The sequence below is a fragment of the Acidimicrobiales bacterium genome, from assembly GCA_041394185.1.
In the GTDB taxonomy this organism is placed as follows: domain Bacteria; phylum Actinomycetota; class Acidimicrobiia; order Acidimicrobiales; family Poriferisodalaceae; genus JAAETH01.
Genome location: JAWKIQ010000003.1, coordinates 758,618 through 773,656 on the forward strand (window position 1 = coordinate 758,618; position 15,039 = coordinate 773,656).

A 15,039-nucleotide genomic window follows, 5' to 3' on the forward strand; every position below is an offset into this window, starting at 1 on the left:
TCCCACCAGGGCAATAGAGTGACGTCCCGATGTTTCGCCCCCGCGACCCCCGCCCACGCGCCGAGCGTCAGCCCGAGGATGTTGCCGTCACGTTCGTGACCGACGACCTGGTCGACCGGTTCGCAACCGCCCTCAGGTCGGCCGTTGCGTGTGCGATCGACACCGAGACCGTGTTCATTGAACCTGGCCCCGGGCCTCTTCGGGTGGTTTCGGCCGCGACGCGCGACGCATCGGGAGCCGAGCACGCGTGGGTCGTAGACGCCAACCTGGTCGACCACGTGGCGCTGGCCCAGGCCCTGTCGGGTGTCAACGCGGCGGCCTGGAACGCCGACTTCGACGCGCGGTCATCGAGCGCGACCTGATCGAGCCCGCTCAGCTGCGCGGCGCCGACGTGCGACCGGTCGAATGGTGGGACGCCCAGTTGGCCGACGCACTGTTGCATCAAGGGTCACGGGCTTCGGGTTCTACCACGGCCTGGCTTGGGCCGCCGAGTGGTATCTCGGACTGACCGTTCAGGGCAAAGGAACGACTCAGCTGTCCTATCGAGCAGACGGCGATCTGACCCCCGAACAGATCCGCTATGCCGCTGCCGACGCTGTCGAGACCCTGTGGGTCGCCGAGGTCATCGCGTCGAAGATCGACGCAGCAGGGCTGGGTGAGGTGTGTCGCCTCGAGCAGGCGGCGAGGCCGTTTCTGGACTCGATGGAGCGCGCCGGACTGCCCTTCGACTGGCAGGGCTGGAACGGTCACCTCGAACACGTCGAGCAACAGCTTCAATCGGTTTTGAGCCGCATCGCCGAGGTCACGGGCGGAGGCCAGGCGTCACTGTTCTCCGACACTCTCGAACCGTCCTGGAACCCCGGCAGTGAGTCTCAGACCAAAGAGGCACTCAATCGTTACTCGGCAGCCGAGGTTCGCCGTTGGGCCGAGATCCACACCGGCGAGGCCCGGCTGCTGAAGCCGACCGATCCGCTTCGCGCCGACACGCTGGCCGAGATCGGCGGCACCTTGTGCGAGCTTCTCCTCGCATACCGCGAACACACCAAGATCCTCACCACCTACGGCGACAGCATCCACGAACACATCGGGGACGACGGGCGCATCCACCCCGAGTACCTGCAGGTTGTCGGCACCAACACCGGCCGGCTGGCGTCGCGCAATCCGAACGCACAGAACCTGTCACCGCGGATGAAGCCCCACTTTCGCCCAGACGACGATCGTGTCTTCGTACACGCGGATCTGAGCCAGGCCGAGCTTCGGTTCGTGGCCCAGGTGTCGGGCGACACCAGCTTGCGCAAGGCGTTCGCCGACGGCGTCGACGTCCACGAGGCCACCGCCGAGCGGATGTTCAGAGTCGACATGACACTGCTCAAGTCGACCGATCCGGTTCGTCACGCCGAGCTGCGCGCCAAGGCCAAGCGCATCAACTTCGGAATCGTCTATGGACAGCGTGGCGGGGGCCTGGCCCGAAGCCTGTCGCAGTCGGGTGTGCAGACCACATCGGACGAGGGTCGCGAGCTGCTCGACGCGTATCTCGCGGCCTACCCGGGGGTGTCTTCGTGGTGCGACGAGCGCGACGATTTCATCGACAGACTCAGCACCTCCCCCGGCCAGATGGACTGGCAGGCCACACTGCGGCTACACGAACTGTTCCCGGCCATTCGCGAGATCCGTCGCGACCTGCGAGAGGCCCTGCGACGCTGGCCAAGCGTCGAGGAGGTGCACGAGCGCACCGGCCTCGACCTGGACGAGGTGGCTTGGGTGCTGTCGTTTCACGCCCCGGTGGTGTTGACCCACGCCGGCGATCCGTTCTGCTTCGACAGCCTCACCGTCGCCGGCCGCAGGCAGAGGTTCACCATTCACACCGAGGGCCTACTCGCCCGGGCCGCCGCTACCGTCGTCGGCTCGGTCAAACACGGTCCTGGTCTGGTGCGACAGAGGGTTGCGCGCCGCTTCAAGGTTCCGTTCGGCATCGACCCACCCGATCTGACCGACGCCGAGATCGACAAGGTGCTCGAAGAACGTGCGCTCCGCCGTGCCGTCATAGACGCGGTAGCCGACATCATGGGCCCAGAGGCGCTGGATCGTTTGATGAGCAACAGCCTTCAAGGACGCGTGGCCCGCATGGCCAATGCCTACCGAAACGCGCCTATCCAGGGTGGCGTTGCGGACGTGATGCTCGAGGCCTACGGATATCTCCACCACCGGCTGGCCGAGTTCCCCGACACCCGCGGTGTTCAGACAGTCCACGACAGCGTCGTGGTCGAGTGTCCCAGATCGATCGCCAAAGAAGTCGCTGTAGCGGTCAAGTCGTGCCTCGAGGACGCCATGTCCAAGTGGTGCCCTGACGTAACACCGCTGGCAGACACCGACGTTCGGACCTCGTTGAGCGACTCAGACATCGAGTTCACAATCCCCTGACCGTGCGGGCTGCACCGGCGGGCGACCGCCCTCGACCTCGGGTTGTCTGCGAGTAAGGTCAGTTGCCTGTGAGTACGGGAGTTGCGCGGTGGGCGAACTGAGCAAGAGAGTGCAGCGAGTAGCTGCCGCCACCGACGAGCGCGGCGCAGCGTTGTCGCCGCGTGCCGCAGCGCGCGCCGAGCGTCAGAGAGCCTCCCAGGCGGCGCAGGCCGAGCGCGCCGCGCGCATCGAAGCCGACCGGGTCGAGACCGACCGGCGATGCGACCTCGCGAAGATCCTCGATGGCTTCCGAAGTGCGGCAGACGACGCGGGCGATGTCGGGACGACGGGTTTTGCCCGCCTGAAGCGTTTCAAGCAGCGCCGCATCCGGTTGGGAAGGCGACCGCGAGGGTGGCAGGTGGGCGCACTGAGTGTGCCGATCCAGTTCGAGGACGGTGTGCGCACATCGGTGGCCCAGCTGGTGCTGTGTGTCGACGGCCGTCTCTACGCGGGCCTCGACGGAACCCTTGGCGACCGCTACCAGGTAGGCCAGACGTCGCCTCCCATAACCACCTGGATGCTGACTCCCAATATCTGGCGCATGGTCGAAGACACCATCCCCGACACCGTCGGGCGCCTCGTCGGCGCCCTAGATCTCAAATGGTCTGCCGACTGAGGCTGGCCAATCAGATGCGGGGGCCGCAGTGGCCATAGGTCGCTACGCACCGAGCCCTACCGGCGAACTTCACCTCGGCAACCTCAGAACCGCTGTCGTGGCGTGGCTATTGGCCCGCGAGGCGGGCTCTGATTTCTTGATGCGCATCGAAGATCTCGATCCGGCAAGCAGGTCGGGCCGCTTCATCGACGGCCAACTCGCCGACCTGCGGGCGCTGGGCCTCGACTGGGACGGCGAGCTGGTTTTCCAGTCGCAGCGTATGGACCTGTACCACCAAGCGCTCGATCGCCTGGTCGACAACGGTCTGACGTTCGAGTGCTTCTGCACCCGCAGCGAGATACGCGAGGCCACCCGGGCAGCCCACGATGCCGGGCGCACACCCGGCTACCCCGGAACCTGCAAGAACCTGACACGACACCAACGTTCGGCCAAGTTGGCGTCGGGTCGTCCGGCTGCGCTGCGCTTCAACAGCAGCGGAGAGACCCGTTCGTTCGTAGATCGCATCGCAGGTCCGTTCGAGGGTGTCGTCGACGATCTGGTCCTTCGCCGCAACGATGGCACGCCGGCCTACAACATCGCCGTGGTCGTCGACGATGCCCAGCAGGGCGTCGAGGAGGTGACGAGAGGCGACGATCTGTTGGCCGCTACGCCAGCTCAGCTGGCATTGTGCGACTCGCTCGGCCTGCCCGAGCCAACGCATGCCCATGTGCCGCTGGTGCTCGGGCCATCTGGCGATCGGTTGGCCAAGCGCGACGGGGCCGTGACCCTGGGCGATCTCGCCGCTTTGGGCCGCGACCCCAGCACGGTGTTGGCCTGGATCGGCCACTCGTTGGGCCTGTGCGAGCGCAACGAGCCTGTGTCGATATCCGACCTGCTCGACCGGTTCGATTCCGACGAGATCGAGTGGACTCCCTGGACCCTCGAGCAGGACGACATCTCGTGACGCTCGCCAACCCGCAGGCCGCCGGCCACAAACGCGCCTGGCGCAGTTGGGCGAAGCTAATCGTCAAGCCCCCGGCCGCCCACATCTCACAGCGGGTAGCCGGTCACATCGCGGACTTCGTCGACTCGATCGAGGGCCAGATCGTGCTGTACTCGCACCTGCCCGGCGAGATCGCCGTCGACCACCTGCTGAACCGGGCCGACAAAGAACGTTTCGTTCTGACCAGGTCCAACCCTGGTATGGCGTTGTCACTGCATCCCGCGGGCGCACCGCTGGAGCGGCACCGATTCGGCTTCTGGCAACCCGTCGCCCACGCCCCCCAAGTCGAACCGTCGTCCGTGGCGATGGTTCTGGTGCCCGCTCTGCTGTTCGACCGACACGGAACCCGGCTGGGCCGCGGGGCCGGCTACTACGACCGTTTCCTGGCAAAGATCCCTCAGGCGCTGGTGGTCGGCGTGACACGACGCTCGACCGTCGTCGGCGAGTTGCCGGTCGAGCCCCACGACATAGCCATGACCCACCTGGCGACCGAGGATGGCGTCCTATTGGTTTCGCCACGCGTTTCCTCGTCGTTCACCTGAGGCCTGTAGCTTCGAGCCGGCTCACGACATCTGGAGAGGTAAACCGCGTGCGGATCTTGGTCACCAACGACGACGGCATCGACTCGATCGGGCTCCACCACCTGGCGCGAGCGGCGGCACGGCACGGCGAGGTCGTTGTGGCCGCCCCAGACAGCGAGTACTCGGGTGCCTCGGCCGCCATCGGTGCCCTGCACTTGGCCAGGCCCGAGATCCACAAGGTGCACATCGATGGCATCGACGAGGCCTGGTCGGTAACCGGGGCCCCGGCGTTGTGTGTGATGTTCGCCCGGCTGGGTGTGTTCGGCGAGCCATTCGACCTCGTGGTGTCGGGCATCAATCCGGGCAGCAACGTGGGCCGATCGGTGTATCACTCGGGCACTGTCGGCGCCGCGGTGACCGGTCGAATCGGTGGCATCAGCGGAATCGCCTTCAGCCAGGCCGTCGAGATGTGGGGTGTCGAGGGTCAAGGTTGGGACGACGTGCTCGAGGCCCAGAAGTGGGAGACAGCGGCCCACGTCGCAGACGTCGTCATCGGGGCATTCGTCGAGTCGCCCACCGACGAGCCGTCGGTGCTGAACGTCAACGTGCCCAACTGCGAAATCGACGAACTCGGCAAGTGGCGGATGACTGAGGTGGCCACCATGCCTCCGAGAACCCTGTCGAAGGCAACGCTCGAACCCAAGGCCGGACACGATCACGCCTACCGGGTGGTCATGAACTGGGGCGACCCCATCGACTTACCGGTCGAGACCGACAGCGGTGCGGTAATGAAGGGCGAGGTATCTCTCACGTGGCTCAGCCGCTACACGGCAGATTCTCCTGCCGGCTGTGGCGGTGTCGAAAAGACGCTCGAACAGATGTGGGGTCCGGCCCAGGGCTGAGCTCAGCGGCTGGTCCAGCCACCGTCTACGACGATGGTCTGACCGGTGATGTAGCTGCCCAGTTCGGTCGCCAACAACAGCAGCGGCCCATCGAGTTCGCCCTCGACCCCGGCGCGGCGCAGGTAGGTTCCGCGCTCGATATAGCGCTGACCACCTTCGGCCGCGTCGCCGTGGAACATGGCGGCGGTCAGTTCGGTCTCGAAATAGCCCGGGGCAATGGCGTTCACCCGAATCGAGTGCCTGGCCCACTGAGCTGCGAGCTCCTTTGTGAGGGTCAAGATTGCACCCTTGGACGCGACGTAGGCGGCCTGATGGTTTGGTGCCGCCGAGACGAAGCTGTGAACCGAGCCGATGTTGATGATGCTGCCGCCCCTGCCCGACTCGATCATCTTCTGCGCGGCCAGACCGGCCAGCACGAAGCAGGCGTTGAGGTTGACGTCGACGACCTGGCGGAACAGCGCCGGGTCTTCCTCTTCGGCCTTGGTGACGGCGTCGGACAACCCGGCGTTGTTCACCAGCACCGACAGGTCGCCGTCGAGCGATGCCGCCACCGACACCAGCTCGCGAAGCTGGTCGTCGGAGCTGACGTCGCATTGGACCGCCACGACGTTGCCGACCTCGCCGGCCAGGGCCTCGAGGCGATCCAGACGCCTGGCCGCAGCGACAACCGTGGCGCCTGCTCCAGCCAGAACCCGAACGAATCGGTCGCCGAATCCGCTGGAGGCTCCGGTGACAATCGCGACCTTGCCATCCAACCGTGCACTCGGAGTAGGTACTTCGCTCAGTGATGCCATCGGGTCGTTGTAGCACGTCGCCGTACGGCGGCACGAAGGCCGCGGTCACGCGGCCCGGGCCGCCGGTATAGCGACCACGACCGCAGCACAAACGATGGCGATGACGACCGAAATGGCCGACACGCGGCCTGGCAACCACCCGGCCAGCGGTGGGCCGATGAGGCCACCGATGCCAAATGCGGCGTACAGCACCCCCATACGTCTGCCCAGACCGGCGGTGCCGTGGGTGACGATCATCAGCTCGGGACCGACGGCCACGAAGCCGCCGTAGGCCACGCCGAGAACAGCGCAGAACACCACCAACATCCAGTACGTGCCATCGGCGAACAACCACACGACGTAGCCGACGGGTTGCAGCGCCACAGAAGCCAGGAAGACCCGACCCGGACCCAAACGTGCCGTCAAGGTCGACAGCCCCAAGCGTCCGACGATGCTGGTGACGCCGACGATGGCGATGAGCCTGGCAGCTGCCTGGGCGGTGACACCCGCGTCCTTGGCGAAGGGGACGATGAAGGCGAACGCCACATACAACCCCACCGACATCAGCAGCGACGACAAGAACAACGACCGATACTCGAGGCTGTCGAAGAGCCTCACCGAAGAGTCCTGGGCAATCGGAGCCGGAACGCGTGAGCGCGAGCCGATCAGCGGCAGCGAAGCAGCGAACACCAGCCCGGCGATGATCGCCAGCCACAGATAGGCCGAACGCCAGCCACGGCTTTCTATCAAGGCTGCCGACAACGGTGACATCACCAGCGTTCCGACGCCGTTGCCTGCGGCCAACGTCGCCAGCGCAACGGCGCGACTGCGTTCGAACAGCCTGCCCACCTGGGCGCTCAGCGGTGCGATGAAGGTTCCGGCGCCCACACCTACCCCGATGCCGTAGGTGAGGTAACCCAGGTACAGGTTCTCGACGCGCGATGTCACCGCCAGCCCTGTGACGAAGATGGTGGCTCCGACCGCGAACATCGTCTGGGCACCAAAGCGGTCGCCGAGCGGGCCGGCTATCGCTCCCCCACCAAAGAAGAACAGCAACGTCAGGGCAAAGATGATCGCCGTGGGTCCTCGGGCGGCGTTGAACTCTTCGGACATTGCGTCGAAGAAGTTGCCGAACGTGTAGGCGATGCCGAAGGCGGTTCCGTTTGCTGCGGCGCACGCGGCGGCGACCCACCAGGCTCGGCCCGAGTCGACGTCGATAGGGCGTCGAGCCGTGCCCGAATGGCCGTCCACCTAGGGCTCCAGCACCACGGTGTCGCCGACACCCACCGTGCCAGGCTCGAGCACCGTCGCGTAGATCCTGCTGAGCTGACCTTGTGAGTGGTGGATGCGATTGAACTCGCGGTCACTGAAGCACTCCGCGGTCTGGAAGCAGGGCACGGCGTAGGCCGAGATCTGGCACAGCACGTCGCCCATACGCAACCGCACACCTGGATGAACCAGCCCCCAGTCGATCCCGGCGATGGTGATGTTCTCGCCGGCCGACCCGGGACCGACAGGATGACCCTGCCCGACCAGATCCGCTATTACCTCCGAACTCCAAAGGCACAGCGCCTGCCACGGACGGCCGTGGTGCCTGCGGGTGGCCTGCCGGTCGCCCGCGGCGCCGCCGTGATCCACCTCGAACCGGTCTACCCCAAGCTTGGGCAACCCTCCGCGAGACACTGCCAGATGTGCAACCGTTCCATGTGTAGTGGCCGGCAGCAGGTCGCCCGCCACCAGATCGGCGCGGGCATCGAACAACTCGGGCCATACCCGACCAAGCAGGACCGCCCGCTCGTCGGGGCTCATCGACGAAGGGTTCCGACCGCCGATGGCGGTGTTGATTCGCTCGCGTCTGGCCGTCTGAAACGGTCGAACATCGTGGGGATAGCCGTCCAACAAATCAAACGTGTGCAGCAGCGTCTGCAAAACGTCTGTGTCGCTGAATGTGTAAGGCCCGATGGTTGTGGTCATGGCGTTATCACCAGCCGACCGCTGACCTCGCGACGCTGAATCCGGCCAAGCGCATCGAGCAGGTCGTCGAGTGCAACCGCCTCGACCTTGGGTGGGTCGATCTTGCCCGCCTTGTAGGCGGCGAGGATGTCGGCGTGAGCCTCATCGACTACGTGGCGACGCTCGGGCGTCAGATACGAACCCCAGTACAGCCCAATGATCGAGTAGTTCTTCACCAGGGCGTGGTTGGCGGGATACTGCGGCACGCCGCCGGCGGCAAATCCGATGATCAGCAACCGCCCCTCCCAAGCCATCAGTCGGCGGGTGAGGTCGCCAAGCTCGCCACCGACGGCATCGTAGGCAACGTCGACGCCGCTCCCGCCCGTCAGTTCCATGACCGTTTCGTAGACATCTTCGGAATGGGTGTCGATGACGTGATGGGCGCCCAACGAGGCGACGTAGGCACACTTGTCGGCGCCCCCCGCTGTGGCGATGACGATGGCTCCGGCGGCCGCACCGAGCTGCACCGCCGACGAACCGACTCCGCCCGACGCGCCGTGAACCAGCAGGGTTTCGCCGGCCTGCAGTGCCGCTCTGTGATGCAGCGCAACGTGCGATGTCTGATACGTCGTGAACAGAACCGTGGCGACGTCGGCCGACACCTCTGGCGGGATCACCAGCACCGAGCGCGACGCCAGCAAAGCCAGCTCGGCGTAGCCACCGGCACCCGACGACGTCATGCCCACCACCCGGTCGCCCACACGGCACACCCCCGATGACCCTGCATCGACGACGATTCCGCAGGTCTCGACACCGGGCGTGAAGGGCAGCTCGGGCTTCTCCTGGTATTTGCCCTGGCACTGCAGGATGTCGGCGAAGTTGACGTTTGTCGCTTCGACCGAGATCAGCACCTCGTGTTCGTTCGGCGCCGGATCGACCAGGTCGTCCAGAACCAGCACATCAGCGGGATCGCCGTTGGTTGCCAGTTGCCATCCCCTCAACGGAATCCCCCTAAGTCGCTTGCGCCGCGCGGTAACACCGGCGGGTCACAGGATCATCGCCAGCAGAGCCACGACAACCCCAACTGCCAGAGAACCGCCGGCGAGAAGCATCGCAAATGCCGACGCCGCAAGTCGAGTCGGAGCGAGGGTTCCGACGGCGGCGGCGAACGGGGCCAGCTCTTGGTCGAGCGACCCACGGGCCTCATCGACGATGCTCGCAGCTGCTCTCACTGCGCGAACCAGCCCTGCCTTGGCGGTCACAGAGTCTTTGACGGCTTCGACGCGCACCATCAGTTCGTCGTCGAGTTCGCCGATTCGCCGAAGTGCATCGGGCAGCTCGAGCACGCGACGCATGGCGGCACGGTTCAGCCACAGCAGCCAGGCAGGCACCGCCAGAACCAGCGATACCGCCAGGGCCACGACAAGCCAGAACCCCGAGGCCCCGAGGGTCAAGAACCCACCGAACGCCAGCAAGGCCCCGGCCACCGACAACAGCGCACCGACGAACATGGCAAACCGGGCCGCCTTGACGATCGGAAGTGCGCGCTCGAGCCAGTCGACAGCTCGCGCCGCCCGATCGCTCAACTGAACGCGCTGTGCCCGGTGATCGCTTGGCCCATCACCAGGGTGTGGATCTCGTTGGTGCCTTCGTAGGTGTAGACCGACTCGAGGTTGTTCATGTGACGGATCACGGGGTACTCGGTGGTGATACCGTTGGCACCGAGCACGCTGCGGGCCTCGCGGGCAACATCGATGGCCATCTGGACGTTGGCCTTCTTGCCGAAGCTGACCTGAGCCGGCGACAACACACCCTGGTCCTTGAGGCGACCGAGGTGGTAGGCGGTCAATGTGCCTTGCTGGACCGCAACCATGAAGTCGACCAGCTTCTTTTGGGTCAGCTGGAACCGAGCGATCGGGCCGCCGAACTGAACGCGGCTGGTGGCATAGTCCAACGCGGCCTCATAACAGGCCCGCGCCGCGCCGACGGCTCCGAACAAGATGCCGAAGCGGGCTTCGTTCAGACACGACAGGGGGCCCCGCAGCGACGCCACCCCAGGCAACACCGCGCCTGCCGGAAGCCGCACGTCGTCCATCACCAGCTCGGAGGTCACCGACGCACGAAGCGAGACCTTGCGGTGAATCTCGGGAGCCGAGAACCCGGGCGTGTCGGTCGGCACCACGAACCCACGAACACCTTCGTCGGTACGGGCCCACACCACGGCAACGTCTGCGATCGAACCGTTGGTGATCCACATCTTTGCGCCGTTGAGAATCCAGTCACCGCCCGGATCCTGCTTGGCGAAGGTGCGCATCGACGAGGGGTCAGAGCCAGAGTCGGGTTCGGTGAGGCCGAAACAACCGACGGCCTCTCCGGCTGCCATTCGCGGCAACCACTCTTCCTTTTGTTCTTCCGAGCCGTAGGCCCAGATCGGGAACATCGCCAGCGAGCCCTGAACGCTGACGAAGCTACGCAGGCCCGAGTCGCCTGCTTCGAGTTCCATGCAGGCGAGGCCGTACATCATCGCCGAGCTTCCGCTGCAGCCGTAGCCCTCGAGGTGCATCCCCAGCAGACCCAGCTTGCCTACCGCTGGCGCAACCTCCCTGACCGGGAAGGTGCCAGCGTCGAACCATTCGCCGACATTGTCGAGGATGTTGTCCGCGACGTACTTGCGGACGGTGTCGCGAAGCATGATCTCGTCGTCGTCGAGAAGGCCGTCGGTGGCCAGGAAGTCTTTGGGCGACTCTTCGCGGGGCCGCAGGGGGGTGGCCATGTGGTGTCTCCTCTTGGTCACGCCGGCCGATCAGGTTGCGATGGCTGGCTCTGGGCATCGTAATTGACCGCACCGGCCTCCATTGCAGAGTGTCCCACCTCGGTGCGAACATGTGTTCGATGTACCTGCACGCGGACCTCGATGCCTTCTACGCCTCGGTCGAGCAGCGTGACAATCCGCGCCTGCGCGGCAAGCCGGTCATCGTGGGCGGCGGCGTCGTGCTGGCGGCCAGCTACGAGGCCAAGCGCCGCGGGGTCAAGACGGCGATGAACGGCCGGGCCGCCCGCGCCGTGTGCCCAGACGCCATCGTCGTTCAGCCACGCATGGAGGCCTATACGGAGGCGTCGCGGGCGGTCTTCTCGATCTTCGACCAGACCTCGCCGTGGGTCGAGGGCATCTCCATCGACGAGGCGTTTCTCGATGTGTCCGGGTTGTGGCGAATCGCGGGCTCACCTGTCGAGGTCGCTCGAGGGCTTCGGCAGCGGGTGCGCGACGAAGTGGGGTTGGCAATCACGGTTGGCGTCGCCAACACCAAGTTCCTGGCCAAGGTTGCAAGCGGCGTCGGCAAGCCCGATGGCCTCTTGGCGGTAGAGCCGGGCCGCGAGCTCGAGTTCTTGCATCCGCTGGCGGTCGAGCGTCTGTGGGGTGTTGGGCCCGTCACCACCCGCAAGCTGAACGCAAAGGGCATCACAACGGTGGCCCAGGTCGCGTCTCTCGATGTCGAGGTTCTGGTGGGGTTGCTCGGCAAGGGCCAGGGACGTCACATCCATGCCCTCTCACACAACCTCGACCCGCGCCCCATCAGGGTGGGGCATCGTCGCGGCTCAATCGGCTCGCAACGGGCGCTGGGCCGCATGAACCCTTCGCACGACGAGGCGCGCGTCATGCTCATAGCGCTGGTCGATCGAATCTGCCGACGAATGAGGAGGGCCGAGCGGGTGGGTCGCACCGTCGTGCTGCGGCTGAGACACGACGACTTTTCGCGCTCGACCCGCAGCCACACGCTGGCCGAGGCGACCAACGACACCGGGCCGATCCTGGCCGCGGCAAAGATGCTGCTCGACCGCTCTTGGCCGATGATCGAGCAGCGGGGCACCACGCTCATCGGGCTGTCGGTCGCCCATCTCAGCAACGCCTCGGCCGTGCAGTTGGCCCTGCCGCTGGGACCCAGGGCCAGGCCATCGATCGATCAGACCCTCGACCGGATCAGCGAGCGGTTTGGTACCGATGCTCTGAAACGCGCCGCCCACCTCGGCGTCAACACCGGCCTGACCATGCCAATGCTGCCCGACTAGACGTCGGGCGTATGTGGCAGCTGCCCGACTAGACGTCGGGCGTATGTGACAGCTGCCCGACTAGACGTCGGGGGTGTCGGTCAGCCGAGGATCTCGCCGTACATCTCACCGAGGGGGTCGGCCAGCAGTTCCATACGTTCGCCGTCGGGGCCGTTGAAGTACAAGGAGGCGCCGCTCATCTCAACGGTCTCGACGCCGGCCGCTTCGAGCTTGCCGCGCAGGTGCTCCCAGCGTTCGCGGGTCACGGAGATGGCGAGGTGGTGATGGCCGCCCAGGACCTCGCTGTATTCACCCAACTCGAGGCCCGGAAAGTCGAAGAAGGCGAGGCAGTTGCCGTTTCCGATGTCGAAGAAGAAGTGTGTCGAGCCCTGGTAGTCGCGGTTCTCGAACAGCTCTATCAGCGGGAACTCGAGCACGCCTTGGTAGAACTCGATGGTCGCTTCGACGTCGCTCGACAGCAGGGCGATGTGGTGCGCTCCCCTGGCCGACGATTCGGGGCGCTGGTCTGCGGGCAACAGGTGCTTGCGTCGCAGCTCTTCCCACTCGGCTGTCCGGTCGATCTGGGCTCCGTGCTTCATGGTTGTCTACAACCGGCCGACCGCCCGTCGGATTCCCCGAACTGGCCACCATAATGAGCCCGCCCAATGGAACAAGCCGGCACCGGCGCATACTCAGGAGCACCCACATGGCACAGATCACCCTCGGCGGAAACCCGATCAACACCGGCGGCGACGTTCCCGCAGTCGGCTCGGCGGCGCCCGATTTCACGCTCACCGGCGGCGACTTGGCCCCGGTCACCAAGGGCGATTTCGCGGGCCAGAACCTGGTTCTGAACATCTTCCCCAGCATCGACACCCCCACTTGTGCCACCAGCGTTCGCACCTTCAACGAGCGCGCCGCCGGCATCGACAACACTGTCGTGCTGAACGTGTCGGCCGACCTGCCCTTCGCTCAGGGCCGCTTCTGCGGTGCAGAGGGCATCGAGAACGTGAAGAACGCCTCGACGTTCAAGAACCCCGAGTTCATGGCCGCGTACGGCGTGAACATGGTCGACGGCAAGCTTGCGGGCCTTTGCGCCCGTGCGGTCGTGGTCGTGGACGGCGACGGCAATGTGGTCCACAGCCAGCTGGTTCCCGAGATCGCCCAGGAGCCCGACTACGACGCCGCGCTGGGTTCGCTTTCCTGACGAAACCCTGACCGGCTGCCGGTCACTGGCAGTTTCGGCTCGTCAGCCGAGACCGGCCGAACGCATTTCGCCGATCAGATCGCGGAGTTGCTGCAAAGCGGCTCCGCGATCTTCGGCATACAGCAGAGTCGCCTCGGCTTGGCGCCAGGTCCAGTCAGGGTCGACGTCGACACCGACCCTGAATATCGAGCCCAACATTCCCTGCACTTCACAAACCAGGTTCCGGAACTCGGGATCGTTTGGGTAGCTCGACGCACTGCACGGATAGCTGGATACGAAGTCGCCCGCAGGCACCTCGACGGCGACCTCGCCAACTGCGGTGTCGGGCACGTCGGCGCCGGCGGTCGAGCTGCCGCAAGACGTTGCAGAAAGCGCCACCAACAAAACCGCCGCAATCACTCGAACCATCGCAGAACCTCCTGACGCGTCTTGTCGGCGAGGTTCGGGATCAGTTCAGCGTGTGTCCAGCCGTGCTCCCAGGGCCGCGGTGATGGCCACCAGACCAACCAGCCCAGAGCCGGCGAAGGCCATGGCCGGGTTGCGGGTGAACACGGGCAGCCAGATCAGCTGGCTGACACCTATGCCGGCAAACCGATAGGCCAACATCATCGACAGCCCACCGCCTCGATTTCCGGCGATGGCTCCGGCGCCTATCGCATGGAACGACAGCACGGCCAGGTTGGCGACGATCCACGTGGTCAGCCAGGCAACGGCCAGCACCAGGCCGTTCGTGTCGAACACCATCGCCAGTACAAGACATCCGATGGTCGCACCGGCCAGACCCACCGCCAAGCCGCGGCGCCCACCGACGCGGTCCATACCTCGGCCCATGAACGGACCAGTCACTGCGGCGGCAACCCCCGCGCTCAACAGAATGAACCCGGTGGTGCCACCGTCGAGGCCCAGTTCGTCACGTGCTGCCAACCCCACCAGCACCCCGGCGCCCAGGGGGCCGATGGAGCCCGCCATGAACCCCAGGCCCAGAAGATTGATGGGCTTGGTGAACAGGGGGCGAAGCGATGGCGGTTCGGCACTGCTAGTGGCCTGCTCGGGAGGGGCGAACGACGCTATTGCGACAGCCACCACGGCGGCGACCACGAACGCTGCCCGCCACTGCGTATCGGCAGCGAACCCTCCGACCAGCGGCGCGGCGGCGGTGCCAATGGCCTGGAAGCTCGAGTACATCCCGACGGCGCGCCCCAACAGCTCGGGTGGCGTTGCCTCGGCCAACGACGCGACCAGTAGCGGGGTGAAGAACGCGTTGGCCATGCCCTGGAGCCCTCGACCGGCCAGAAAGATCGCGAAGCTGGGCGCCAGCGCGCACAGCATCGACGCGACCGCGTACACAGCGCATGTGATTCGCACCGTCCGGATGCGGCCCCACCGCTCGCCGTAGGTGCCAGAGAACACCAACAGCACGGCCATCGGCATGACATAAGCGGTGAGGTTCAGGCCGGCCGCTTCGGTGCTGACCGAGAACTCGTCTCGCAGCTCTGGAAGCATGGGGATTGTCAGCAGCGTCCCGAACGGCCCCAGGAAGCCACCGAGGTAGAACGCAAGGCGGCGGTTCATCGGGGG

The 15,039-nt window shown here is 65.8% G+C and carries 17 protein-coding genes; 8 read left to right on the forward strand and 9 right to left on the reverse strand.

The annotated features are described in order from the left end of the window. The first annotated feature begins 29 nt into the window (after positions 1-29). The 6 genes from R2770_17050 to surE all read left to right on the forward strand — a co-directional run bounded on the left by R2770_17050 (position 30) and on the right by surE (position 5,481). A complete protein-coding gene (locus R2770_17050; GenBank protein MEZ5282170.1) occupies positions 30-362 on the forward strand; it encodes a hypothetical protein in 333 nt (110 codons plus the stop codon). 43 nt (positions 363-405) lie between these two features. Then, a complete protein-coding gene (locus R2770_17055; protein ID MEZ5282171.1) occupies positions 406-2,421 on the forward strand; it encodes a DNA polymerase in 2,016 nt (671 codons plus the stop codon). A gap of 88 nt (positions 2,422-2,509) precedes the next feature. Continuing rightward, the gene (locus R2770_17060) at positions 2,510-3,076 is read left to right on the forward strand and encodes a hypothetical protein (GenBank protein ID MEZ5282172.1); all 567 of its coding nucleotides are present in this window, start codon (positions 2,510-2,512) and stop codon (positions 3,074-3,076) included. A gap of 28 nt (positions 3,077-3,104) precedes the next feature. Then, positions 3,105-4,019, forward strand: coding sequence for a tRNA glutamyl-Q(34) synthetase GluQRS (gene gluQRS / locus R2770_17065; GenBank protein MEZ5282173.1), 915 nt, complete (start codon positions 3,105-3,107; stop codon positions 4,017-4,019). Then, positions 4,016-4,600 (forward strand): 5-formyltetrahydrofolate cyclo-ligase, encoded by a 585-nt coding sequence (locus tag R2770_17070; GenBank protein ID MEZ5282174.1) that lies wholly within the window; start codon positions 4,016-4,018, stop codon positions 4,598-4,600. The genes gluQRS and R2770_17070 overlap by 4 nt, the downstream gene beginning before the upstream one ends. Before the next feature lie 47 nt (positions 4,601-4,647). After that, a complete protein-coding gene (surE, locus tag R2770_17075) occupies positions 4,648-5,481 on the forward strand; it encodes a 5'/3'-nucleotidase SurE (GenBank protein MEZ5282175.1) in 834 nt (277 codons plus the stop codon). Between the two features lie 2 nt (positions 5,482-5,483). Here surE and R2770_17080 read toward each other — a convergent pair whose 3' ends face one another. Genes R2770_17080 through R2770_17105 form a run of 6 tightly spaced genes read right to left on the reverse strand, consistent with a single transcriptional unit; the run spans position 5,484 to position 10,980 of the window. Then, positions 5,484-6,275 (reverse strand): SDR family oxidoreductase, encoded by a 792-nt coding sequence (locus R2770_17080; protein ID MEZ5282176.1) that lies wholly within the window; start codon positions 6,273-6,275, stop codon positions 5,484-5,486. Between the two features lie 45 nt (positions 6,276-6,320). Continuing rightward, positions 6,321-7,505, reverse strand: a complete 1,185-nt coding sequence (locus tag R2770_17085; GenBank protein MEZ5282177.1) for an MFS transporter — start codon at positions 7,503-7,505, stop codon at positions 6,321-6,323. Continuing rightward, on the reverse strand, positions 7,506-8,228 hold the full coding sequence (locus R2770_17090; protein ID MEZ5282178.1) for an MOSC domain-containing protein: 723 nt from the start codon (positions 8,226-8,228) through the stop codon (positions 7,506-7,508). It lies immediately after the preceding gene. Continuing rightward, positions 8,225-9,208 carry an NADPH:quinone oxidoreductase family protein gene (locus tag R2770_17095; GenBank protein MEZ5282179.1) on the reverse strand — a complete coding sequence of 328 codons (984 nt, stop codon included), beginning with the start codon at positions 9,206-9,208 and terminating at the stop codon, positions 8,225-8,227. The genes R2770_17090 and R2770_17095 overlap by 4 nt, the downstream gene beginning before the upstream one ends. 45 nt (positions 9,209-9,253) lie before the next feature. Beyond that, complete coding sequence (locus tag R2770_17100) at positions 9,254-9,793, reverse strand: hypothetical protein (GenBank protein MEZ5282180.1); 540 nt, start codon at positions 9,791-9,793, stop codon at positions 9,254-9,256. Further along, complete coding sequence (locus tag R2770_17105; GenBank protein ID MEZ5282181.1) at positions 9,790-10,980, reverse strand: acyl-CoA dehydrogenase family protein; 1,191 nt, start codon at positions 10,978-10,980, stop codon at positions 9,790-9,792. The genes R2770_17100 and R2770_17105 overlap by 4 nt, the downstream gene beginning before the upstream one ends. A gap of 119 nt (positions 10,981-11,099) precedes the next feature. On the opposite strand from R2770_17105, the gene dinB reads away from it, so the two are divergent. Next, positions 11,100-12,275: a DNA polymerase IV gene (gene dinB / locus R2770_17110; protein MEZ5282182.1), complete on the forward strand. Its 1,176-nt coding sequence runs from the start codon at positions 11,100-11,102 to the stop codon at positions 12,273-12,275. A gap of 80 nt (positions 12,276-12,355) precedes the next feature. On the opposite strand, the gene R2770_17115 is transcribed toward dinB, so the two are convergent. Continuing rightward, positions 12,356-12,853 (reverse strand): VOC family protein, encoded by a 498-nt coding sequence (locus R2770_17115; protein MEZ5282183.1) that lies wholly within the window; start codon positions 12,851-12,853, stop codon positions 12,356-12,358. Between the two features lie 107 nt (positions 12,854-12,960). Between R2770_17115 and tpx the strand changes: the two genes are divergently transcribed. After that, positions 12,961-13,461: a thiol peroxidase gene (gene tpx / locus R2770_17120; GenBank protein MEZ5282184.1), complete on the forward strand. Its 501-nt coding sequence runs from the start codon at positions 12,961-12,963 to the stop codon at positions 13,459-13,461. Between the two features lie 42 nt (positions 13,462-13,503). Here the strand turns inward: tpx and R2770_17125 are convergent, their stop codons facing one another. Next, entirely contained in the window at positions 13,504-13,869 is a 366-nt protein-coding gene (locus tag R2770_17125) for a hypothetical protein (protein ID MEZ5282185.1), read from the reverse strand. Between the two features lie 45 nt (positions 13,870-13,914). Beyond that, entirely contained in the window at positions 13,915-15,033 is a 1,119-nt protein-coding gene (locus R2770_17130) for an MFS transporter (GenBank protein MEZ5282186.1), read from the reverse strand. Positions 15,034-15,039 lie beyond the last annotated feature (6 nt).